Below are 21,995 nucleotides of genomic sequence, written 5' to 3'. Positions count from 1 at the left end.
ACGCAGCGAGGGGCGCACCCGCCTGTGGGTGCGCCCCTCGCCGCTTCCGTTCCCTCGCTCCTCGCGGAGCCGCCTCCCCGGGTGTCAGCCGGCCAGGCAGGACGGGCCGAGCAGCACCTTCAAGTCGCCGAACAGGGCCGGGTCGGGCTTCACCCGGTGCCGGTCGAGGCGCAGCACGGTCGTCTTGCGGGGACCCTGGAGCTTGATGCGGACCTCGCTGTCGCCCCTGTGGTGACTGAGGATCTCGCCGAGGCGGCTGACCATGGGCGGGGTGACCTTCACGGCCGGGATGGTCAGGATCACGGGCGCGTTGGTGCCCGCGTTCGACAGGTCGGGGACCATCAGCTCCATCGCGACGAGCCGCGGCACGTCCTCGCGCTTGTCGAGGCGTCCCTTGACGAACACCACGGCGTCCTCGACGAGTTGGGTCGACACGAGCTGGTACGTCGCCGGGAAGAACATGCACTCGATGGAGCCCGCGAGGTCCTCCACCGTCGCGATGGCCCAGGCGTTGCCCTGCTTGGTCATCTTGCGCTGGAGACCGGAGATGATGCCGCCGATGGTCACCACGGCGCCGTCCGCGTGCTCACCGCCGGTGAGCTGGGAGATGCCCGCGTCCGCCTTGTCGGACAGGACGTGCTCCAGACCGAACAGCGGGTGGTCGGAGACGTACAGGCCGAGCATCTCCCGCTCCTGCGCGAGGAGATAGGTCTTGTCCCACTCGTCGGTCGTGAACTCGACGTCGAGTCCGAAGCCCGGCTCGTCCGCGGCGTCGTCGCCCATGCCGCCGAAGAGGTCGAACTGCCCCTCGGCCTCCTTGCGCTTGACCTGCACCACGTTGTCGATCATCGGTTCGTACTGCGCGGTGAGGCCCTTGCGGGTGTGCCCCATCGTGTCGAACGCGCCCGCCTTGATCAGCGATTCGGTGGTGCGCTTGTTGCAGGCGACCGCCTCGACCTTGTCGAGGTAGTCGGGGAACGAGGTGTACTTCCCCTTGGCCTTGCGGCCCCGGATGATCGCCTCGACCACGTTGGTGCCGACGTTGCGCACGGCGGAGAGGCCGAAGAGGATCACGTCGTCGCCCTGGGCGGCGAAGTTGTGCTCGGACTCGTTCACGTTGGGCGGCAGGACCTTGATGCCCATGCGCCGGCACTCGTTCAGATAGACGGCCGACTTGTCCTTGTCGTCCTTCACCGAGGTCAGCAGGGCCGCCATGTACTCGGCCGGGTAGTTGGCCTTGAGGAAGGCGGTCCAGTAGGTGACCAGGCCGTACGCGGAGGAGTGCGCCTTGTTGAACGCGTAGCCGGCGAAGGGCACCAGGACGTCCCACAGGGCCTGGATCGCCTCGTCGGAGAAGCCGTTCTTCTTGGCGCCGGCCTGGAAGATCGTGAAGTTCTTCGCCAGCTCCTCGGGCTTCTTCTTGCCCATCACGCGGCGCAGGATGTCGGCCTCGCCGAGCGAGTACCCGGCGATGATCTGGGCGGCCTTCTGCACCTGCTCCTGGTAGACGATGAGGCCGTAGGTGAGGCCCAGCGTCTCCTTCAGGGGCTCTTCGAGCTCCGGGTGGATCGGGGTGATCTCCTGGCGCCCGTTCTTGCGCTCGGCGTAGTTGATGTGCGAGTTCATGCCCATCGGGCCGGGCCGGTACAGCGCCGAGACGGCGGAGATGTCCTCGAAGTTGTCGGGCTGCATCTGGCGCAGCAGCGAGCGCATCGGGCCGCCGTCGAACTGGAACACGCCGAGGGTGTCGCCGCGGCAGAGCATCTCGTACGTCTTCGGATCGTCGAGCGGGACCTCCAGGAGCTCCAGCTTGACGCCCTTGTTGGCCTCCACCATCTTGACGGCGTCGTCCATGATGGTCAGGTTGCGCAGGCCCAGGAAGTCCATCTTGAGCAGGCCGAGCGACTCGCACTGGGGGTAGTCCCACTGCGTGATGGTGACGCCGTCGGTGTGCCGCACCCAGATCGGGGCGTGGTCCACGATGGGCTCGCTGGACATGATCACGCCGGCGGCGTGCACGCCCATCTGCCGGACCAGTCCCTCGACGCCCTTGGCGGTGTCGATGACCTTCTTGACGTCCGGCTCGTTCTCGTACATCGCCCGGATCTCGCCGGCCTCGTTGTAGCGCGGGTGCGAGGGGTCGGTGATGCCGTTCAGGTCGATGCCCTTGCCGAGGACGTCGGCGGGCATCGCCTTGGTGAGCCGGTCGCCCATCGCGTACGGGTAGCCCAGCACGCGCGCGGAGTCCTTGATGGCGTTCTTCGCCTTGATCTTGCCGTACGTGCCGATCATGGCGACCTTGTCGGCGCCGTACTTCTCGGTCACGTACCTGATCACCTCGACGCGCCTGCGCTCGTCGAAGTCGATGTCGACGTCGGGCATGGAGACGCGCTCGGGGTTGAGGAACCGCTCGAAGATCAGTCCGTGCTCGATCGGGTCGAGGTCGGTGATGCCCATGGCGTACGCGACGATCGAGCCGGCCGCGGACCCCCGGCCGGGGCCGACCGCGATGCCGTTCTTCTTGGCCCACATGATGAAGTCGGCGACGACGAGGAAGTATCCCGGGAACCCCATCTGGATGATGACGTCCATCTCGTACTCCGCCTGCTTCTGGCGGTCCTCGGGGACCCCGCCCGGGTAGCGGCGGTTCATGCCGACCCGGACCTCCTCCTGGAACCAGGTGACCTCGGTGTAGCCCTCGGGGATGTCGAACTTCGGCATGAGGTTCTTGGCCTCGAACATGCCGGTGGTGTCGATCTGCTCGGCGACCAGGAGGGTGTTGGCGCAGCCCTCCTGCCAGGCGTCCGAGGAGTCGATGGCGTACATCTCGTCCGTGGACTTCAGGTAGTAGCCGGTGCCGTCGAAGCGGAAGCGGTCGGGGTCCGAAAGGTTCTTGCCGGTCTGGATGCACAGCAGCGCGTCGTGGGCGGTCGCCTCCTGCGCGTACGTGTAGTGCGAGTCGTTCGTCACCAGGGGCGGGATGCCGAGCTTGCGGCCGATCTCCAGCAGGCCGTCGCGGACCCGGCGCTCGATCTCGATGCCGTGGTCCATCAGCTCCAGGAAGTAGCGGTCCTTGCCGAAGATCTCCTGGTACTCGGCGGCGGACTTCAGGGCCTCGTCGAACTGGCCGAGGCGCAGCCGGGTCTGCAGCTCGCCGGACGGGCAGCCGGTGGACGCGATGAGCCCCTCCGACCACTGGGAGATGGTCTCCTTGTCCATGCGCGGCCACTTCTGCAGCCAGCCCTCGGCGTAGGCGTCCGAGGAGAGCTTGAAGAGGTTGTGCAGGCCCGTCTTGTTCGCCGCCCAGATCGTCTTGTGCGTGTAACCGCCCGAACCGGACACGTCGTCGCGCTTCTGGTGCGGCTGGCCCCACTGGATCTTGCGCTTGTTGCGCCGGGACTCCGGGGCGACGTACGCCTCGATGCCGATGATCGGCGTGACGCCCGCCTTCTTGGCCGTGTGGAAGAAGTCGTAGGCCCCGTGGAGGTTGCCGTGGTCGCTCATCGCGATGTGCGTCATGCCCATCTCGTTGCAGGCGGCGAACATGTCCTTGAGCCGCGCGGCACCGTCCAGCAGCGAGTACTGGGTGTGGACGTGCAGGTGCGTGAACGGCGGCTTTGACACGGCTTCGGCCTCCAGGAAGAACAGAAGAACACTCGTCGACAGGCTGCGGACAGTCTGGGGGGACAGCGTCGAAGTCTATGCCTCGGCACTGACACTCCGAGGGCTCTCCCCCGTACCTTCGTGCGGGGGCCGCGGGCACTCCCGCGTACCTTCGTCCGTTGGAAGTGGACGGGGCCGTCCGTCCCCGAGAGGGCGGCGCGACCGTCCCCCATGTCACGCATCACCTGCACCAGGAGGCACCCAGCGATGTCGGTCCCGCAGCTCAGCGCCGAGCAACGCGGCGAGCAGATCCTCGCCGTCTTCGACACCGCCTTCGGCGAGCTCCTGGCCGCCGACCCGGCCGCGTTCCGCGTGAAGTTCCGCAAGATGGCGGCCAGCGCCTTCGCGTTCTACCGGGGCACGGCCTCCCTCTTCTACCACGACCTGGACGCGGAGAAGCGGGGCGGCCCGTACCTGGACGACCGCACCTCCCGGGTGTGGATCCACGGCGACCTGCACGCCGAGAACTTCGGCACGTACATGGACGCCCAGGGCCGCCTGATCTTCAACGTGAACGACTTCGACGAGGCGTACGTCGGGCCCTTCACCTGGGACCTCAAGCGCTTCGCCGCCTCCGTGGCGCTGATCGGCTACGCGAAGGCGCTCAGCGACGAGCAGATCACCGAGCTGGTCAGGGTCTACGCCGCCGCCTACCGCGAGCGCGTCCACGCCCTGTCCACGGGCGCGAAGAGCGACGAGGTGCCCCCCTTCACGCTGGACACCGCCGAGGGCCCGCTGCTGGGCGCGCTGCGCGTGGCGCGTTCGCTGACCCGCTTCGGGCTGCTGGACTCGATGACGGAGATCCGCGACTTCGAGCGCCGCTTCGCGGAGGGCGGCGGCTCGGTCGAGCTGGACGCGGCCACCCGCTACAAGGTGCTCGCCGCCTTCGACGGGTACCTGGAGACGCTCCCGGAGTCCTCCCTGTCCCGCCCCGACTCCTACCGGGTGAAGGACGTCGTGGGCCGCCGCGGCATCGGCATCGGCTCGGCCGGCCTGCCGTCGTACAACATCCTTCTGGAGGGCAACAGCGACGCCCTGGAGAACGATGTGGTGATCTACATCAAGCAGGCCCAGACCCCGGCCGTCTCCCGGCACATCACGGACCCCTCGATCCGCGACTACTTCCAGCACGAGGGCCACCGCACGGTGATCTCGCAGCGCGCCCTCCAGGCGCACGCCGACCCGTGGCTCGGCTGGACCGAGCTGGACGGCGCGGGCCAGCTGGTCGCCGAGGTGTCGCCGTACGCGGTCGACCTCGACTGGGGCGACATCGACGACCTGGACGAGATCGCCGCGGTCGTGGCGGACCTCGGCCGGGCCACGGCCACGATGCACGCGGCGGCGGACGACGAGAGCGGCCACTCGGAACTGGTGCCGTTCTCCACGGAGCGCGCCATCGACGCGGCGATCGCCGCCGACGAGGACGGCTTCGCGGACCTCCTGGTGGACTTCGCGCACGACTACGGCGCACGCGCGCGTGCCGACCACCAGATCTTCGTGGACCTCTTCCGCAACGGCCGGATCCCCGGCCTGTAGCCCTCCGCCCCGGCCGTGGGACCCACAGGCCGGTCCGGGCCGCCGCCGCGCGGGACGCCGTACAACGCTCCCGTAACGCACAGGAACCCTTTAGGGGGCTCTTACGGCGGCCCGTGGGACACTCTCCAGCGCTATGGACATATCCGGGACCCAGCTCAGAGCCCTTCGGGCGGCTCTGTTCACGGCCGTCGTCGTGACGCTCTCGACGGCGTCGCACGTGCTGCTGTCCCGGGCCCCGCTGCCCCTGAGCACCGTGGCGGCGATCACCGGCGCCGTCTTCGCCGCCGCGTACGCGCTGGCGGGCCGCGAGCGCGGCTTCGGCCGGATCGCGGCCCTGCTGATCCCCCTGGAACTGGCCGCCGACACGGTGTTCACCACGGGCCAGCACGTCTGTTACGGCCGGGCCGGCGGACCGGTCGCCGGCCCGCTGCGCTCCGTCGGCCTCGACGTGCTGTGCGGCGGCGGCGACGTCGGCACCCCGCTCGCCCGCGTGACCGCCGGGCACGGCGACGGCGCGGCGGCCCTGCTGGCGCACGCCGACCCGGGTGCCGCCTGGCTGCTGCTCGGCGCCCACGTCGGCGTCGGACTGCTCGCGGCCGCCTGGCTGCGGCGCGGCGAGCGGGCCCTGGCCCAGCTGTTGCGCGCGGTCGGCGCCGCCACCTTCCGGCCGCTGTCGCTCGCGGTCGCGTCCGTCGGCGTACGGCTCGCCCCGGCCCGCCGGCTGCCGCGCCCCGCGCACCGGACCGGCGCCGCCCGGACCCGGCTGTTCGTGCACTCCCTGGGACGCCGCGGACCGCCCCGCTCGGCCCTTCCCGCCTGAGCGGGAAGCGGCGAACATCCCGAGCACCAGCAGTCCCCCCTACCTGTAGTGCGTACGACGTGTGCGCGTCCCCCATGGAGATCACCACTATGAGCAAGCGGAACAGCCAGGCGTCCAAGATGGCCGCGCGTGAGCGGCTGCGCCAGGAGCGCGAGCGCGAGGCCCGGCGCACCAAGGTCAAGCGGCAGGTCGTCGTGGCCTGCTCGGTCGTCGGCGTCCTCGCGATAGCCGGCGGCATCGGGTACACCGTCGTGCAGAACAACAAGCCCGGTTACTGGGAGGCGGCCAAGGACGACAAGCTCGTCAAGCCCGCCCACACGACCGGCGCCAAGGGCACGACCGTCGTCATCGGCAAGAGCGACGCCAAGAAGACGCTGGAGATGTACGAGGACCCGCGCTGCCCGATCTGCGCGAGCTTCGAGCAGACGGTCGGCCCGACCGTCGACAAGGACGTCGCGGACGGCAAGTACAAGATCCAGTACGTCGGGGCCACGTTCATCGACAACAACGCCCAGGGCGAGGGTTCGAAGAACGCCCTGAGCGCCATGGGCGCCGCCCTGAACGTGAGCACCGACGCGTTCCTGGAGTACAAGACCGCCCTCTACTCGGCGAAGTACCACCCCGAGGAGACGGACGACAAGTTCAAGGACGACGCCTACCTGATCAAGGTCGCGGACACCGTCGACGCGCTGAAGGGCAACAAGGAGTTCCAGAAGGCGGTCGAGGACGGCACCTACGACCGGTGGGCGCTGGAGATGTCCAAGTCCTTCGACAAGAGCGGGGTCTCCGCGACGCCGACGCTGAAGATGGACGGCAAGGAGGTGGTCGGCTCGGACGGGAAGACCGCGCCGATGACCGAGGCCGAGTACCGGACGGCGATCGACAAGGCACTCAAGGGCTGACGGACGCCGGCCGACGCGCCCGGGAGCCGTCGGCCGGAAACCTGACGGTCCGGCAGCCGAAGAGCGGGCGAACTTTTCGCGGTTCGCCCGCTCCGACGTCGTACCGGTCAGTAATCTGATCGTCCGTGACCAGTCGATACAGATCCACCGAGCCGCAACATCCCCTGGGCGCCGCAGAGTTGCGCGCCCCCCGCCGCCGTACGGTCGTCAAGGCCGCGGCCGCCGGCGCCGTCCTCGCCGCTCCGCTCGCCGCCGCCGTCCCGGCCCGCGCCGCCGCCGGGACCCCGGCCTTCCTGCACGGTGTCGCCTCCGGCGATCCGCTGCCCGACGGGATCCTGCTGTGGACCCGGGTGACGCCCACGTCCGAGGCGATACCCGGTTCGGGCCTCGGCCCGGACGTCGAGGTCTCCTGGACCGTCGCCGCGGACCGGTCGTTCACCACCGTCGTCGCCAAGGGCTCCACCACCGCCTCGGCCGCCTCCGACCACACGGTCAAGGCCGACATCCGCGGGCTGGCGCCGGCCACCGACTACTGGTTCCGCTTCTCCTGCGACGGCACCGACTCGCCCGCCGCCCGCACCCGCACCGCCCCGGCCCACGACGCCGCCGTGTCCGGGATGCGCTTCGGCGTGGTCTCCTGCGCCAACTGGGAGGCGGGCTTCTTCTCGCCGTACCGCCACCTCGCCGCGCGCGGCGACCTGGACGCCTGGCTGCACCTGGGCGACTACATCTACGAGTACAAGTCCGGCGAGTACGGCACGCGGGGCACCGTCGTGCGGCCGCACGCCCCGGCGCACGAGATCGTCACCCTGGCCGACTACCGCGTCCGGCACGGGCGTTACAAGACCGACCCGGACCTCCAGGCCCTCCACCACGCGGCTCCGGTCGTCGCGATCTGGGACGACCACGAGTTCGCCGACAACGCGTGGTCGGGCGGCGCGGTGAACCACACCGAGGGTGCCGAGGGCGCCTGGGCCGACCGTCAGCGGGCCGCCAAACAGGCGTACTTCGAATGGATGCCGGTCCGCCCGGCGATCGAGGGCACCACCTACCGCCGGCTGCGCTTCGGCAAGCTGGCCGACCTCTCGCTGCTGGACCTGCGCTCCTTCCGCTCCCAGCAGGCGTCCACGGGCAGCGGTTCGGTGGACGACCCGGACCGTACGCTCACGGGCCGGGCGCAGCTCGACTGGCTCAAGGCGGGCCTGCAGAGCTCGGACACCACCTGGCGGCTGGTCGGCAACTCCGTGATGATCTCGCCGTTCGCGGTGGGCGCCCTGCCCGCCGATCTGCTCAAGCCGCTCGCCAAGCTGCTCGGGCTGCCGCAGGAGGGCATCGCCCTCAACACCGACCAGTGGGACGGGTACACGGACGACCGCCGGGAGATCCTCGCCCACCTGCGCTCCCACGCCATCCGCAACACCGTGTTCCTGACCGGCGACATCCACATGGCCTGGGCCAACGACGTGCCGGTCGACGCGGGCACGTATCCGCTGTCGCCCTCGGCGGCCACGGAGTTCGTCGTCACCTCGGTCACCTCCGACAACCTCGACGACCTCGTGAAGGTCCCCGAGGGGACCGTCTCGGCGGTGGCCTCGCCGTTGATCCGGGCCGCCAACCGGCACGTGCACTGGGTCGACACGGACCGCCACGGCTACGGCGTCCTGGACCTCACCGCGGACCGCGCGCAGATGGACTACTACGTGCTCTCCGACCGCCGGGACCCGGACGCGACCTCGTCCTGGGCCCGTTCGTACCGCACGCGCAGCGGTACGCAGAAGGTCGAGCGGGTGTACGCGCCGGTGCGCTAGCCCGACTACCGGGTGCACGAGCGGTGATTTTCGGCCACCAGTACACCGGCTGAGCCCTGTTAACGGAAGATCACGCCACTACGGCGGGTGGTGCCGCGCACCGTCCGAATCCGGACACACCACCCGCCGTGGTTACCGCGCCCGTTACGTCGACATCTCAAACTTCGGACGGGGGCCGAATTTCTTCCCCCAAATGCCCTTGTTTGCCTGACGTTTGATTGGGCCTGATCGATCCTCTTCAACATTCATCATGTCCACGTAATCTCCCGGCGGCGGCCAGAAAGGCCCTCCCCACCGCATCCGCTAGGAGTCAGCATGCGTGCGCTTGCCCGAATATCCCCCCTTCTGCGCAGACGCCTTCTCGGCACGGCCGTCGTGGCCGGAACCCTCATGCTCGCTCCGCTCTCCGCGCCCACCGGCCTCGCGGCGGCCAAGACTCCGGCCACCGACTGCGCCGACGACGTGAACTCCCTCGCCCGCGAGGCCCGCCCCAAGGCCGGCGAGCACCGGGCCGAGCCGAACGAGATCACCCAGGCCAAGGCCCAGGCCATGGACGCCGATCTGCACAAGAAGCTAGACAAGCTGCGCGCGAGCGGCCAGAGCCTGTCCTCGGCCGCCGCGTCCACCACCATCCCGGTGTACTTCCACGTCATCCACAGCGGCGCCGCGGGCAACCTCACCTCGGCCCAGATCAGCAGCCAGATGAGCGTGCTGAACGCCGCGTACGCGGGTCAGGGCACCGGCAACACCGACTCGGGCTACCAGTTCACGCTGGCTGGCACGGACTACACGGACAACGCATCCTGGTACAACCTCAGTTCGGGCTCGACCGCGGAGAAGGCGATGAAGTCCGCCCTCCGCAAGGGCGGCGCCAACGCCCTCAACATCTACACCGCCAACCTCGGCGGCGGGCTGCTCGGCTGGGCCACCTTCCCCAGCTCCTACAAGACCAGCCCCTCCATGGACGGCGTGGTCGTCCTCGACGCCTCGCTGCCCGGCGGCTCGGCGGCGAACTACGACGAGGGCGACACCGCCACCCACGAGGTCGGCCACTGGATGGGGCTCTACCACACCTTCCAGGGCGGCTGTAACGGCAACGGCGACTACGTCACCGACACCCCGGCCGAGAAGAGCGCCGCGTTCGAGTGCCCGACCGGCCGCGACACCTGCACCAACAAGACGGGCGTCGACCCCATCCACAACTTCATGGACTACACGTACGACGCGTGCATGTACCAGTTCACCGCGGGCCAGGTGACGCGTATGCAGCAGAGCTGGGCCGCGTACCGGGCCGCCGGCTGAGCCGCGTAGCTCCCTAGAGCGAGTCGAGGAAGCCGAGCGCCACCCGCCAGGTGGCCTCGGCCGCCTCCGCGTCGAAGTCCGGCAGGTCCGGGTCGGTGTAGAGGTGCCCGGCGCCGGCGTAGCGGTGGATCTCGACGTCGGCGCCGACGCGCTGCATCCGCAGGTACCAGGCGCTGAGCCAGTCGTCCGTCTCGAAGGCGTCGGGCTCGGCGACGTGCAGCTGGACCGGCAGCTCGTCCACCGAGGCGCTGTCCGCGATGTCCGAGGTGCCGTGCAGGAGCAGCAGCCCGCGGGCCTTGTCGTCGCCGAGGGCCAGGGTCTGCGCGACCGAGGCGCCGAAGGAGAAGCCCGCGTACACCAGCCCGCGCTCCGAATAGGGCGCGGCGGCCAGGATCGCGCGCTTGAGCAGCTCGTCCTTGCCGATCCCGTCCTTGAAGGCCATGCCCTCCTCGACGGTCTCGAAGGTGTGCCCCTCGAAGAGATCGGGCGTCCACACCTCGTGTCCCGCCGCGCGCAGCCGCTCCGCCGCCGCACGCACCGCGGGGCGCGGCCCGTAGGCCGAGTGAAAGAGCATGATGTTCATGAGGCCATGGTGCCAGCCCGCACCCACAGTGACGGGCCGGCCCGTACCCGGGATCGGACACAGATCACAGGTTCATGTGCTCCGGGGCCGGTTAGGTTCGGAGGCATGGAGAACGTACTGCGCCCGCTGATCGTCGTCGGCGGCTCGGTCGTCCTCACTCTGGTCGTCGGCTGGGCCGTCGACCAGTTGTTGCGACGAACCGACGCCCGCCACCACGAGACCCCGATGTGGGGCCTGCTGCGCCGCGGCCGTGTCCCCTTCCAGCTCGTCCTGTGCGCCGCCCTGCTCAGAGGCGCCTACGACGAGGCCGCGCTGCTCAGGGACCACCGCGTCGGCATAGGCCGCGCCCTGACCCTGGTCCTCATCGGAGCGACCGCCTGGCTGGTGGTGCGCATCGCGGCGGCCGTCGTCGAGACCTCGTACGCGCGCTACGCCAACGCCCACCGCGATCCCGCCCGCGTCCGCCGGGTGCGCACGCAGGTGTCGCTGATCCAGCGGGTGGTCACCGCGATCGTCGGGGTGATGGCGGTCAGCGCGATGCTGCTCACCTTCCCGGCGATGCGCGCGGCCGGCGCCTCGCTGCTGGCCTCGGCCGGCATCCTCGGCATCGTCGCCGGTGTCGCCGCCCAGTCCACCCTCAGCAACCTCTTCGCGGGTCTGCAGATCGCCTTCGGCGACATGGTCCGCCTCGGTGACACGGTCGTGGTGGACGGCGAGTGGGGTGTGATCGACGAGATCACGCTCACGTTCCTGACGGTGCGGACCTGGGACGAGCGCCGGATCACGATGCCCGTGTCGTACTTCACGTCGAAGCCGTTCGAGAACTGGTCGCGCGGCAGCGCCCAGATGACGGGCATCGTCTTCTTCCACCTCGACCACACGGCTCCGGTGCCGCTGATGCGCGAGAAGCTGCGCGACATCCTGCGGGAGTGCCCCGCCTGGGACGGCCGTGACTGGGGCCTCGCGGTGACCGACACCACGCCCAGCACCATGCAGGTCCGCGCCCTGGCGACCGCGAAGGACGCGGACGACATCTGGACCGTGCGGGTCGTGGTGCGCGAGCAGATGATCCGCTGGCTGACCCAGGAGCACCCGTACGCGCTGCCCCGGATCAACACCGCCGACGCCGTGCTGCTGCCGGGCCGCCGGAACGGCCGGTCGCCCTTCGACGGCGCGCCCCGGCGCACGCACGAGACACCGCGCACCGGACGCGGCTGACCCCACCCGGCCCGCACGCCCGCGGGCACCCCGAGCGGCGGGGCCCGGCGGTCACCGAGGTGGCCGCCGGGCCCCGCCGCACGTCGGCCGGGTGCCGCTCAGTGGCCGCGTTCCGCCCCGCCGTTGACCTGGATCACCTGGGCGGTGACGTGCCCGGCGCCCGGCGACGCCAGCCAGTGCAGGGTCGACGCGACGTCACCGGGCGTACCCGCACGCCCTGTCGAGGTCTCCGCCACGAGCCGCGCCCGCCGCTCCTCCTCGATGCCGGCGCCGAAGAACTCGGTGTCCTCGACGTAGCCGGGCGCCACCACGTTGACCGTGACGCCGCGCGGTCCCAGCTCCCGGGCCAGGTCGAAGGCGTACGGATGCAGCGCCGCCTTGGACGCCGCGTAGGCCCCGGTGCCCGATCCCCGGTAGGCGGCGATGGAGCTCAGGAACAGCACCCTCCCGCCGGGTGAGGCGAGCCGGTCCCGCAGGGCCTCGGTCAGCAGCGCCGCGGTCAGGGTGTTGAGCCGGAAGTTGGTGGTCCAGGTGCGCGCGAGCGCGTCCAGCGGGTCCTCGTCAGGCGCCGTCTCGCGGCTGCCGTTGCCCCCGGCGCTGTGCACCAGCACGTCCACCGTGCCGAGTTCGGACGCCACGAAGGCGGCGGCCTCCCGCACGTCCTGCGGATCGCTGAGGTCCGCCGCGAAGGCCAGCGCCCCGGGCACGGCCGCCCGCTCCAGCACATCGCCCCGGCGGCCGAGCAGCAGGACCCGGTCCCCGTCCGCGGCGAACGTCTGCGCCGCCGCCAGCCCGATCCCCGTACCACCGCCGCTGATCACCACGTTGCGTGCCATGAGCCGATCCTACAAAGGCCGTTGGGGCTCACGCCGGTCCGGGAGCGCGCGCCGCGCGCCGCAAGGGCGGGCGTCAGCGCAGACTGCGCACGTCCAGATGGCGCAGCACCCGGTCCACGATCTCCGGGTCGGCCCCCGGCTCGCTGCGCGCGGACAGCACCTCGTGCCGGGCCGCGCTCAGCATCTCCGCCTGGATGCGCCGGACCCGCCTGATCCGCCGGGCCCGCTGCTCGTGCGCCTCCCGCCGCTCGTCGTCGCCCAGCTCGGGGCTGATCCGCAGCCCGATGTCGAAGGCCCGGCGCAGCAGCTGCTCGGACAGCTCCTCCGGCAGTTCCTCCACCTCCTCGATCTCCTTCAGCCTGCGCTTGGCGGCCTTGGCCGCGCGGATCGCCAGGCCCTTCTCGAACTCCTTCTCGCTGTCGACGTCGGGGCGCACGCCGAGCTTCCTGACCAGGAACGGCAGGGTGAGCCCCTGGAGCACGAGCGTGGCCATGATGACCCCGAAGGCGATGAAGATGATCTCGTCCCGGTTCGGGAACGGCGAGCCGTCGTCCATCTTCAGCGGGATCGCCAGCGCCAGGGCCACCGAGGCGACGCCCCGCATCCCCGACCACCACATCACCACGGTCTCCCGCCAGGAGGTCGGGATGTCCTCGTCGTAGTCCCGCTTCGCGTGCAGCCGCTGGGTCAGCCAGGTCGCCGGCAGCAGCCAGGCCAGCCGTACGAGGACGACCACGGCGACGATCGCCCCGGCCCAGCCGAGCATCTCGCCCCACTGCCCCTCCGCGGTCCTGATCGCGTTGTGCAGTTCCAGCCCGATGAGCCCGAAGGCGACGCCGGTGACCAGGGTGTCCACCACGTCCCAGAAGGTGTGCCCGGCCAGCCGGGTCAGCACGTCGTCGGCGTCGGTGGAGTACTCGGCCAGGAAGAGCGCGGTGGTCAGCACGGCGAGCACCCCGGAGCCGTGGAGCTCCTCCGCGAGGACGTAGGAGGCGTACGGCACCAGCAGGGTCAGGCCGATCTGCAGGGTCGGGTCGCCGAGCAGGTCCATGAGCTTGTTGGCGCCCCAGCCGAGCGCGACGCCGACGACGAGGGCGACGACCGCGGACAGCAGGAAGTCGAGGGCGGCGCCCGGCAGGGAGAACGACCCGCTCACGGCGGCGGCGATGGCGACGTGGTACAGCACGATGGCCGTCACGTCGTTGAACAGGCCCTCGCCCTCCAGGATCGACACCAGCCGGCGGGGCAGCCCGAGCTGTCCGGCGACGGCGGTCGCCGCCACCGGGTCGGGCGGCGCGACCAGGGCGCCGAGCGCCACGGCGGCGGCGACCGGCAGGCCCGGCACGATCGCGCCGGCGACGGCGGCCACCACCGCGGTCGTCACGAAGACGAGCGCGACGGCGAGCAGGAAGATCGGCCGTTTGTTGGCCGCGAACTGTCTCCACGAGGTCCGCCGCACGGCGGCGTACAGCAGGGGCGGCAGCAGGGCGGGCAGGATCAGGTCCGGCGGGATGTCCACGTTCGGGACGAAGTCCAGCAGGGCCAGCACGATCCCGAGGAGTGTCATCAGGACCGGCGCGGGCAGCCCGAACCGGTCACCGACGGGGACACTCACCACGGCCCCGAGCAGCAGCACGAACAGCAGGGCCAACTGATCCACGGTCTCAGCGCTCCGACGGTCTAGACGATCAAGAACAGCCAGACGTCCAGCGTGCCACGCGCCGAATCCTCACGCCGCGACGGCGGGCGCCCGGGAGCGCCGCACGTCGCCGTCCGCGACCGGCGGACCGGACCGCCGCCCCTTGCTACAGGGCCCGCCGCATCGACCGGTGCGGAATCCCGGCGTCGGGGAACTCCGGCCCGTACGCCACGTAGCCGAGCCGCTCGTAGAAGCCCATGGCGTGGGTCTGCGCGTGCAGGTCCACGGCCGCCAGTCCACGCGCGCGTGCCGCGTCCTCGACGGCCCGCACCAGCGCGGCACCGACGCCGAGTCCGCGGGCCTCCCGCTTCACCGCGAGGCGGCCCAGGGAACCGACGGACGGGTCGCCGCCGGTTTTGGCGGCGGCCTCCTCGCCGTACAGGAGCCGCCCGGCGCCCAGCGGTACGCCGTCGTCCCGCACCGCCAGGACGTGCAGCGCGCCGGCGTCGTACGCGTCGTACTCCACGTCCTCCGGGACTCCCTGCTCGACGACGAAGACCTCCTTGCGGACCGCGAAGCACGCCTCACGGTCGGCGGCGTCCTCGGCGACCCGCAGCACGTACCCCTCGCTCACGCGTTGCTTTCCTCACGCACCTTGTCCAGCGCCTGCTGGAGGTCCTGCGGGTACTCGCTGCCGAACTCCACCCACTGCCCGTCGCCGGGGTGCTCGAAGCCGAGGCGCACGGCGTGCAGCCACTGCCGGGTCAGCCCGAGGCGCTTGGCGAGGGTCGGGTCCGCGCCGTAGGTCAGGTCGCCGACGCAGGGGTGGCGGTGGGCGGCCATGTGGACGCGGATCTGGTGGGTGCGGCCGGTCTCCAGCTTCACGTCGAGGAGCGACGCCGCGCGGAACGCCTCCACCAGGTCGTAGTGCGTGACGGAGGGCTTGCCCTCGGCGGTCACCGCCCACTTGTAGTCGTGGTTCGGGTGCCGTCCGATGGGGGCGTCGATGGTGCCGCTCGTCGGGTCCGGGTGGCCCTGGACCAGCGTGTGGTAGCGCTTGTCGACCGTGCGCTCCTTGAACTGACGCTTGAGCGAGGTGTACGCGTACTCCGACTTGGCGACCACCATCAGGCCCGACGTGCCCACGTCGAGGCGGTGCACGATGCCCTGGCGCTCGGCGGCGCCCGAGGTCGAGATCCGGTACCCGGCGGCGGCCAGCCCGCCGATCACGGTCGGCCCCGACCAGCCGGGGCTGGGGTGGGCGGCCACTCCGACGGGCTTGACGATCACGAGCACGTCGTCGTCGTCGTGCACGATCTCCATGCCCTCGACGGGCTCGGCGACGACCTGCACGGGTGCGGGCGCCTGTGGCATCTCCACCTCGAGCCAGGCGCCGCCGTGCACCCGTTCGGACTTGCCGACCACCGCGCCGTCGACCAGCACCTTGCCTGCCGCGGCCAGCTCGGCCGCCTTCGTACGGGAGAAGCCGAACATGCGGGAGATGGCGGCGTCGACACGCTCGCCCTCCAGGCCGTCCGGCACGGGCAGGGTACGGATCTCGGGAATCGTGCTCACCCGTCGAGTATGCCGGACGGGTCCGGCACCCCCTGACCAGAACCCGAACGCCAGTGCCCGTGCGCGGTGCCGTCAGTCCTTGTGGACGGTGCCGTCCGGGTCCAGCCCGCGGAAGGACAGCAGCACGATCAGGATGCCGCCGCAGACGATCGCCGAGTCAGCGAGGTTGAAGACGGCGAAGTGCTTGGGGGCGATGAAGTCGACGACCGCGCCCTCGAAGACGCCGGGCGCCCGGAAGATCCGGTCGGTCAGGTTGCCCAGCGCGCCGCCCAGCAGCAGGCCGAGCGCGATCGCCCACGGCAGGCTGTAGAGCTTGCGCGCCAGCCGGGCGATCACCACGATCACGGCGGCCGCGATCACGGTGAAGATGATGGTGAAGGCCTCACCGAAGCCGAAGGCCGCGCCCGCGTTGCGGATCGCCTCGAACCGGAGCCAGTCACCGACGATCTCGATCGGCGCGTGGTGCTCCAGCTTCGCGACCACGAGCATCTTGCTGACGAGGTCGAGGGCGTACGCCAGCGCGGCGACCGTGAACAGCACGGCGATGCGCCGGCCGCCCCTGGGGCGCGCGGGCGTGTCCGGGGAGCCCTCGGACCCGGGGCGCCCGGCCGGCGCCGTGTCCCCGTCGGGCTGCTCCGGCCCGGCCCCCGACGCGTCTGGGGTTTCCGGCGTACCGATGATGCGCTCCGCCTCTGCCACGTGAGTCCCTCAACCTAGGTGCCTGACTGAGGACGAGAGTACGGCACGAGCCCCGGCGGCCACGTGCTCAGGAGGTCCCGCCGGCCGCCCCGGTGGCAGCCGATCCGGGACCGGCCCGCGGCCGGCCCCGGGCCGCCCGGCGGCGCGCACCGGACGCGGCGCCGGGCACCCGTCTCCGGCCGGTCAGTAACGGCGCTCCTGCTTCTGCTTGCACTCCACGCACAGGGTGGCGCGCGGGAAGGCCTGCATACGGGCCTTGCCGATGGGCTCGCCGCAGTTCTCGCACAGGCCGTACGTGCCCGCTTCGAGGCGGAGCAGGGCGCGCTCGGTCTGGTCGAGCATCTCGCGCGCGTTGGCCGCGAGGGACATCTCGTGCTCGCGGGTGATGTTCTTGGTGCCGGTGTCGGCCTCGTCGTCGCCCGCGCCGTCACCGGAGTCCCGCATCAGACCGGCCAGCGCCTCCTCCGAGGCGGTGATCTCGGCGCCCAGTCTGGCCGCCTCGGACGCCAGCTCCGCGCGTGCCTCCTCGACCTCCTCGGGCGTCCAGGGGTCCTCGCCCGGGCGCACCGCCAGCTCGCCGGGTTCCACCGCCGCGAGCCGCGCCTTGGGAACCGCGCTGGGGTCCTTCGCCGCCGTGGCCGTGCCAGGGGTCTTCTTCGCAACCACCGTCGTGGCTCCCGTCTTCTTCGCGGCCTCGGCCGCGCCCTCGGCGGCCGAAGCGGCCGCCTTGTCGGTTGTGCTGGTGCTCCTGCCGGCCGCGCTCCTCGCGCCGGCCCTCCTGGTGGTGCCGTTCTTCCCGGCGCCCGGCGCCGCGTCGCCCTTCGCCGGGTCCCGCCCGTCCGCCACCGCCTCGTGCTCCGCGCTCTTCCCGCCTCCGGCCGTCCGCGTCCTCTTCACCGGGGCCTTCTTCGCCGGCGTCTTCGCCCGCGCCGTCCTGCCGCCCTCCGCCGCCTTCGCCGGACCCGCTTCGGACCCGGCGGCCACCTCCGCACCGGCCGCCTTCGTGGCAGCCGTCTTCCCCGCAACCTTCCGCGAAGCCGACGTCTTCCCGCCCGTCGTCCCGGCAGCCGACTTCTTCCCCGCCGACGTCTTCCCGCCGCTCGTCCCGGCAGCCGTCTTCTTCCCGGCCGCCGCCTTCCCGACGGGCGCCTCCTCGCCGGGGACGTCCCCGGCGGAGGTCTTCGCCCCGGCGGCCGAGGTCCCCCGGGCCCGTCCCCCGGCCTGCTCGCCGCTCCCCGTCTCCCTGGCCGCCGGACCCGTGGATCTGCCGGACGCCGACTGCTGTACGGCGGTCTTTTTCGCCACCATGGCCGCGGCCCCTTCACATATTGTGATCTTGCTCGCGAATCGTGCTGGGACGATAAATCGACTTCAGGCCCGCGGCAACGGGGCACGCCAACGATTCGCCCGCCCCACGCGTGTCGCGCGGCGAGCCTGCAAGCGTTGTGCCCAGCTCCCCGCCGGGTAATCCGCCGAGCGCGGCGTCCCGGGATCCGGATACGGGGACCGCGCCATTCGGGTCAGCCCGCAGGCCGGCGCGGTGCCGGTGGCCGCCCCCGGCGGGCCCCGGGAAACCGGTCGGCCGCTGTCCCCGGGGCGCCGTACACTGGGCGCAGCGAGAAGCGTGGATGGGGACGAGTAGCGGCGTAGGCGGCCAGGAGCGACCCGGGGGCGGTGGAAGCCCGGGGGCCAGCGCGACGTGAAGATCACCCCGGAGCCGCCGGAAGAACACCCCGCGTGGGGCCAGTAGACCCGGCATCGCGACCCCAATGAGGGGGCTCACCGGTGCACACCGCGCGCCGGAGGGCCAAGGAGGGTGGTACCGCGGGAGCGCGCCGCACACGGCGTGGGTTGCTACGGCAGCAGAGCTCTCGTCCCTCCGACGGAAGGCAGAAAGTCCGTTGGAGGAAGCTCGCCGATGACAGCGCCGACGTACCGCCAGGTGCCCGCCCAGGTCGACCTGCCCGCCCTCGAGCACGCCGTGCTCGACTTCTGGCGCGAGCAGAAGATCTTCGCCAAGAGCCTGGAGCAGTCCGAGGGCCGCCCCGAGTGGGTGTTCTACGAGGGCCCGCCCACCGCCAACGGCATGCCGGGCGCCCACCACATCGAGGCGCGCGTCTTCAAGGACGTGTTCCCCCGCTTCCGCACCATGCGCGGCTACCACGTGGCCCGCAAGGCCGGCTGGGACTGCCACGGCCTCCCCGTCGAGATCGCGGTCGAGAAGGAACTCGGCTTCAACGGCAAGAAGGACATCGAGGCGTACGGCATCGCCGAGTTCAACGCCAAGTGCCGCGAGTCGGTGACCCGCCACACCGACGCGTTCACCGAGCTCACCAACCGCATGGGCTACTGGGTCGACCTCGACGACGCCTACCGCACCATGGACCCCGAGTACGTGGAGTCCGTCTGGTGGTCGCTGAAGGAGATCTTCAACAAGGGCCTGCTGGTCCAGGACTACCGCGTCGCCCCGTGGTGCCCGCGCGACGAGACGGGTCTGTCGGACCACGAGCTGGCGCAGGGCTACGAGACGATCGTCGACCCCTCCGTGTACGTCCGTTTCCCGCTCACCTCCGGTCCGCTCGCCGGTGAGGCCGCCCTCCTGGTCTGGACGACGACCCCCTGGACGCTGGTCTCCAACACCGCGGTCGCCGCGCACCCCGGCGTCACGTACGTCGTCGCGACGAACGGCGAGGAGAAGCTCGTCGTCGCCGAGCCGCTCGTCGAGAAGGCGCTCGGCGAGGGCTGGGAGACCACGGGCCGGACCTTCACCGGCGCGGAGATGGAGCGCTGGACGTACCAACGTCCCTTCGAGCTCGTCGAGTTCCCGGAGCCGGCCCACTACGTGGTCAACGCCGAGTACGTGACGACCGAGGACGGTACGGGTCTGGTCCACCAGTCCCCCGCCTTCGGTGAGGACGACCTCAAGGTCTGCCGGGCGTACGGGCTCCCCGTCGTCAACCCGATCCGCCGGGACGGCACCTTCGAGGAGGACGTCCCGCTCGTCGGCGGGATCTTCTTCAAGAAGGCGGACGAGAAGCTCACCGAGGACCTCCTCGGCCGCGGCCTGCTGTTCAAGCACGTCCCGTACGAGCACAGCTATCCGCACTGCTGGCGCTGCCACACGGCGCTGCTGTACTACGCGCAGCCGTCCTGGTACATCCGCACCACCGCCATCAAGGACCGTCTCCTCCAGGAGAACGAGAAGACCAACTGGTTCCCCGACTCGGTCAAGCACGGCCGCTTCGGCGACTGGCTGAACAACAACATCGACTGGGCGCTGTCCCGCAGCCGCTACTGGGGCACGCCGCTGCCGCTGTGGACGTGCGAGGAGGGCCACCTCACCTGCGTGGGCTCCCGCGCCGAGCTGACCGAGCTGACGGGCACCGACCAGTCGGGCCTGGACCCGCACCGCCCGTACATCGACGCGGTCACCTTCGCGTGCCCCGAGGACGGCTGCGGACGCACGGCGACCCGCGTCCCGGAGGTCATCGACGCCTGGTACGACTCGGGTTCCATGCCGTTCGCGCAGTGGGGCTACCCGTACAAGAACAAGGAACTGTTCGAGAGCCGCTACCCGGCGCAGTTCATCAGCGAGGCCATCGACCAGACGCGCGGCTGGTTCTACACGCTGATGGCGGTCGGCACGCTCGTCTTCGACAAGTCCAGCTACGAGAACGTCGTCTGCCTCGGCCACATCCTCGCCGAGGACGGCCGCAAGATGTCCAAGCACCTGGGCAACATCCTCCAGCCGATCCCGCTGATGGACCAGCACGGCGCCGACGCCGTGCGCTGGTTCATGGCCGCGGGCGGCTCCCCGTGGGCCGCCCGCCGGGTGGGCCACGGCACGATCCAGGAGGTCGTCCGCAAGACGCTCCTCACCTACTGGAACACGGTGGCCTTCCAGGCCCTCTACGCCCGCACCTCGGGCTGGGCCCCGAGCGAGGCCGACCCGGCCCCGGCCGACCGCCCGGTCCTCGACCGCTGGCTGCTCTCCGAACTGCACGCGCTCACCGACCAGATGACCCAGGCACTGGAGTCGTACGACACCCAGCGCGCCGGAAAGCTCCTGTCGGCGTTCGTCGACGACCTGTCCAACTGGTACGTGCGCCGCTCGCGCCGCCGGTTCTGGCAGGGCGACAAGGCGGCCCTGCGCACGCTGCACGAGGTCGTCGAGACCGTCACGCGCCTGATGGCCCCGCTGACCCCGTTCATCACCGAGCGGGTCTGGCAGGACCTGGTCGTCCCGGTCACCCCGGGCGCCCCGGAGTCGGTGCACCTGTCGTCCTGGCCGGAGGCGGACCTGTCCGCGATCGACCCGGAGCTGTCCCGGCAGATGACCCTGGTCCGCCGGCTGGTGGAGCTGGGCCGCGCCACCCGCGCGGAGTCGGGCGTCAAGACGCGCCAGCCGCTGTCCCGCGCGCTGATCGCCGCGACCGGCTTCGAGTCCCTCGACCCGGAGCTGCACACGCAGATCACGGACGAGCTGAACGTCACCTCCCTCGCCACGCTCTCCGAGGTCGGCGGCTCCCTGGTCGACACCACGGCCAAGGCGAACTTCCGCGCCCTCGGCAAGCGCTTCGGCAAGGGCGTCCAGGCGGTCGCCAAGGCCGTCGCGAACGCCGACGCGGCCGCCCTGTCCCTCGCCCTGCGCGAGGGCACGGCCTCGGTGGAGGTCGACGGGGAGACGGTCGGCCTCGCCCCGGACGAGGTGATCATCACGGAGACCCCCCGCGAGGGCTGGTCGGTCGCCTCCGACTCGGGCGCGACGGTCGCCCTCGACCTGGAGATCACCGAGGAGCTGCGCCGGGCGGGCCTCGCCCGTGACGCGATCCGCCTGATCCAGGAGGCCCGCAAGAACAGCGGCCTCGACGTGGCCGACCGCATCGCCCTGCGCTGGACGGCGACGGACCCGGCGGTGATCGCGGCCCTGTCCGAGCACTCCGGCCTCATCGCCGACGAGGTCCTCGCCACGGACTTCGCCCAGGGCGAGCCCGACGACACCTACGGCCCCGCCTTCACGGACACCCCCCTGACCCTGGCCTTCCATCTCCGCAAGACCCACTGAGCCGGCCCGCTCACCCCTGTCGGCCCGTCCGACAGACGCCGGACGGGCTGATGTCGGCCCGTCCGGCGCTTGAGGACGAGCGCGCAGCGCAAGGGGGCCCGGGGGGACTGCTTCAGCCCGTCCGGCGTTCGAGGACAGGCGCACGCCGAAAGCCCGGGGGCTGCTTTCAGCCCGTCCGACGTTCGAGGACAGGCGCACGCCAAGAGCCCGGGGGGACTGCTTTCAGCCCGTCCGGCGTTCAAGGACGAGCGCGCAGCGCGACAGGGGGGTCCGGGGGCGCAGCCCCCGGGAACGGGACGGGAAGGGGCGGAGGGGGCGAAGAAACCCCCACGCCCGCCCCGCACCGGGC

General features: G+C 71.1%; 15 protein-coding genes. 7 read left to right on the top strand and 8 right to left on the bottom strand.

Annotated elements, in window-relative coordinates; translation table 11 throughout:
- Positions 1-84: 84 nt before the first annotated feature.
- On the bottom strand, positions 85-3,624 hold the full coding sequence (gene dnaE / locus ACWGIS_RS20520; RefSeq protein WP_453363861.1) for a DNA polymerase III subunit alpha: 3,540 nt from the start codon (positions 3,622-3,624) through the stop codon (positions 85-87).
- A gap of 246 nt (positions 3,625-3,870) precedes the next feature.
- Between dnaE and ACWGIS_RS20515 the strand changes: the two genes are divergently transcribed.
- The 5 genes from ACWGIS_RS20515 to ACWGIS_RS20495 all read left to right on the top strand — a co-directional run bounded on the left by ACWGIS_RS20515 (position 3,871) and on the right by ACWGIS_RS20495 (position 10,031).
- Positions 3,871-5,199, top strand: coding sequence for a DUF2252 domain-containing protein (locus ACWGIS_RS20515; protein WP_453363860.1), 1,329 nt, complete (start codon positions 3,871-3,873; stop codon positions 5,197-5,199).
- A 133-nt stretch (positions 5,200-5,332) separates the two neighbouring features.
- On the top strand, positions 5,333-6,019 hold the full coding sequence (locus ACWGIS_RS20510; RefSeq protein WP_453363859.1) for a hypothetical protein: 687 nt from the start codon (positions 5,333-5,335) through the stop codon (positions 6,017-6,019).
- Positions 6,020-6,108: 89 nt separating this feature from the next.
- Positions 6,109-6,921 carry a DsbA family protein gene (locus ACWGIS_RS20505; RefSeq protein ID WP_453363858.1) on the top strand — a complete coding sequence of 271 codons (813 nt, stop codon included), beginning with the start codon at positions 6,109-6,111 and terminating at the stop codon, positions 6,919-6,921.
- A 125-nt stretch (positions 6,922-7,046) separates the two neighbouring features.
- A complete protein-coding gene (locus ACWGIS_RS20500; protein WP_453363857.1) occupies positions 7,047-8,729 on the top strand; it encodes an alkaline phosphatase D family protein in 1,683 nt (560 codons plus the stop codon).
- Between the two features lie 315 nt (positions 8,730-9,044).
- Positions 9,045-10,031 carry a zinc metalloprotease gene (locus ACWGIS_RS20495; protein ID WP_453363856.1) on the top strand — a complete coding sequence of 329 codons (987 nt, stop codon included), beginning with the start codon at positions 9,045-9,047 and terminating at the stop codon, positions 10,029-10,031.
- Positions 10,032-10,044: 13 nt separating this feature from the next.
- Here the strand turns inward: ACWGIS_RS20495 and ACWGIS_RS20490 are convergent, their stop codons facing one another.
- Complete coding sequence (locus ACWGIS_RS20490; protein ID WP_453363855.1) at positions 10,045-10,614, bottom strand: dienelactone hydrolase family protein; 570 nt, start codon at positions 10,612-10,614, stop codon at positions 10,045-10,047.
- 105 nt (positions 10,615-10,719) lie between these two features.
- On the opposite strand from ACWGIS_RS20490, the gene ACWGIS_RS20485 reads away from it, so the two are divergent.
- Positions 10,720-11,832, top strand: coding sequence for a mechanosensitive ion channel family protein (locus ACWGIS_RS20485; RefSeq protein ID WP_453363854.1), 1,113 nt, complete (start codon positions 10,720-10,722; stop codon positions 11,830-11,832).
- Positions 11,833-11,930: 98 nt separating this feature from the next.
- Here ACWGIS_RS20485 and ACWGIS_RS20480 read toward each other — a convergent pair whose 3' ends face one another.
- From ACWGIS_RS20480 to ACWGIS_RS20455, 6 genes are all read right to left on the bottom strand, one after another.
- The gene (locus tag ACWGIS_RS20480) at positions 11,931-12,668 is read right to left on the bottom strand and encodes an SDR family NAD(P)-dependent oxidoreductase (RefSeq protein ID WP_453363853.1); all 738 of its coding nucleotides are present in this window, start codon (positions 12,666-12,668) and stop codon (positions 11,931-11,933) included.
- 73 nt (positions 12,669-12,741) lie between these two features.
- Complete coding sequence (locus ACWGIS_RS20475; protein ID WP_453363852.1) at positions 12,742-14,328, bottom strand: Na+/H+ antiporter; 1,587 nt, start codon at positions 14,326-14,328, stop codon at positions 12,742-12,744.
- A 145-nt stretch (positions 14,329-14,473) separates the two neighbouring features.
- Entirely contained in the window at positions 14,474-14,941 is a 468-nt protein-coding gene (locus ACWGIS_RS20470; protein WP_453363851.1) for a GNAT family N-acetyltransferase, read from the bottom strand.
- On the bottom strand, positions 14,938-15,882 hold the full coding sequence (locus ACWGIS_RS20465; RefSeq protein WP_453363850.1) for an RluA family pseudouridine synthase: 945 nt from the start codon (positions 15,880-15,882) through the stop codon (positions 14,938-14,940). Before ACWGIS_RS20465 ends, ACWGIS_RS20470 begins: the two co-directional genes overlap by 4 nt.
- Positions 15,883-15,954: 72 nt before the next feature.
- Positions 15,955-16,581 (bottom strand): signal peptidase II, encoded by a 627-nt coding sequence (lspA, locus tag ACWGIS_RS20460; RefSeq protein ID WP_453363849.1) that lies wholly within the window; start codon positions 16,579-16,581, stop codon positions 15,955-15,957.
- A 183-nt stretch (positions 16,582-16,764) separates the two neighbouring features.
- Positions 16,765-17,889 (bottom strand): TraR/DksA C4-type zinc finger protein, encoded by a 1,125-nt coding sequence (locus ACWGIS_RS20455; RefSeq protein WP_453363848.1) that lies wholly within the window; start codon positions 17,887-17,889, stop codon positions 16,765-16,767.
- 610 nt (positions 17,890-18,499) lie between these two features.
- On the opposite strand from ACWGIS_RS20455, the gene ileS reads away from it, so the two are divergent.
- Positions 18,500-21,646 (top strand): isoleucine--tRNA ligase, encoded by a 3,147-nt coding sequence (gene ileS, locus ACWGIS_RS20450; protein ID WP_453363847.1) that lies wholly within the window; start codon positions 18,500-18,502, stop codon positions 21,644-21,646.
- Positions 21,647-21,995: the final 349 nt, after the last annotated feature.

The sequence above is a fragment of the Streptomyces sp. NPDC054842 genome, from assembly GCF_053611025.1.
This window is presented reverse-complemented; position numbering and strand designations above follow the sequence as displayed.

Coding starts and splice junctions, on each gene's coding strand:
- ACWGIS_RS20515 (WP_453363860.1), top strand. CDS start 3,871: ATGTCGGTCCCGCAGCTCAGCGCCGAGCAACGCGGCGAGCAGATCCTC.
- ACWGIS_RS20510 (WP_453363859.1), top strand. CDS start 5,333: ATGGACATATCCGGGACCCAGCTCAGAGCCCTTCGGGCGGCTCTGTTC.
- ileS (WP_453363847.1), top strand. CDS start 18,500: ATGACAGCGCCGACGTACCGCCAGGTGCCCGCCCAGGTCGACCTGCCC.
- ACWGIS_RS20485 (WP_453363854.1), top strand. CDS start 10,720: ATGGAGAACGTACTGCGCCCGCTGATCGTCGTCGGCGGCTCGGTCGTC.
- ACWGIS_RS20495 (WP_453363856.1), top strand. CDS start 9,045: ATGCGTGCGCTTGCCCGAATATCCCCCCTTCTGCGCAGACGCCTTCTC.
- ACWGIS_RS20455 (WP_453363848.1), bottom strand. CDS start 17,889: ATGGTGGCGAAAAAGACCGCCGTACAGCAGTCGGCGTCCGGCAGATCC.
- ACWGIS_RS20480 (WP_453363853.1), bottom strand. CDS start 12,668: ATGGCACGCAACGTGGTGATCAGCGGCGGTGGTACGGGGATCGGGCTG.
- ACWGIS_RS20490 (WP_453363855.1), bottom strand. CDS start 10,614: ATGAACATCATGCTCTTTCACTCGGCCTACGGGCCGCGCCCCGCGGTG.
- ACWGIS_RS20505 (WP_453363858.1), top strand. CDS start 6,109: ATGAGCAAGCGGAACAGCCAGGCGTCCAAGATGGCCGCGCGTGAGCGG.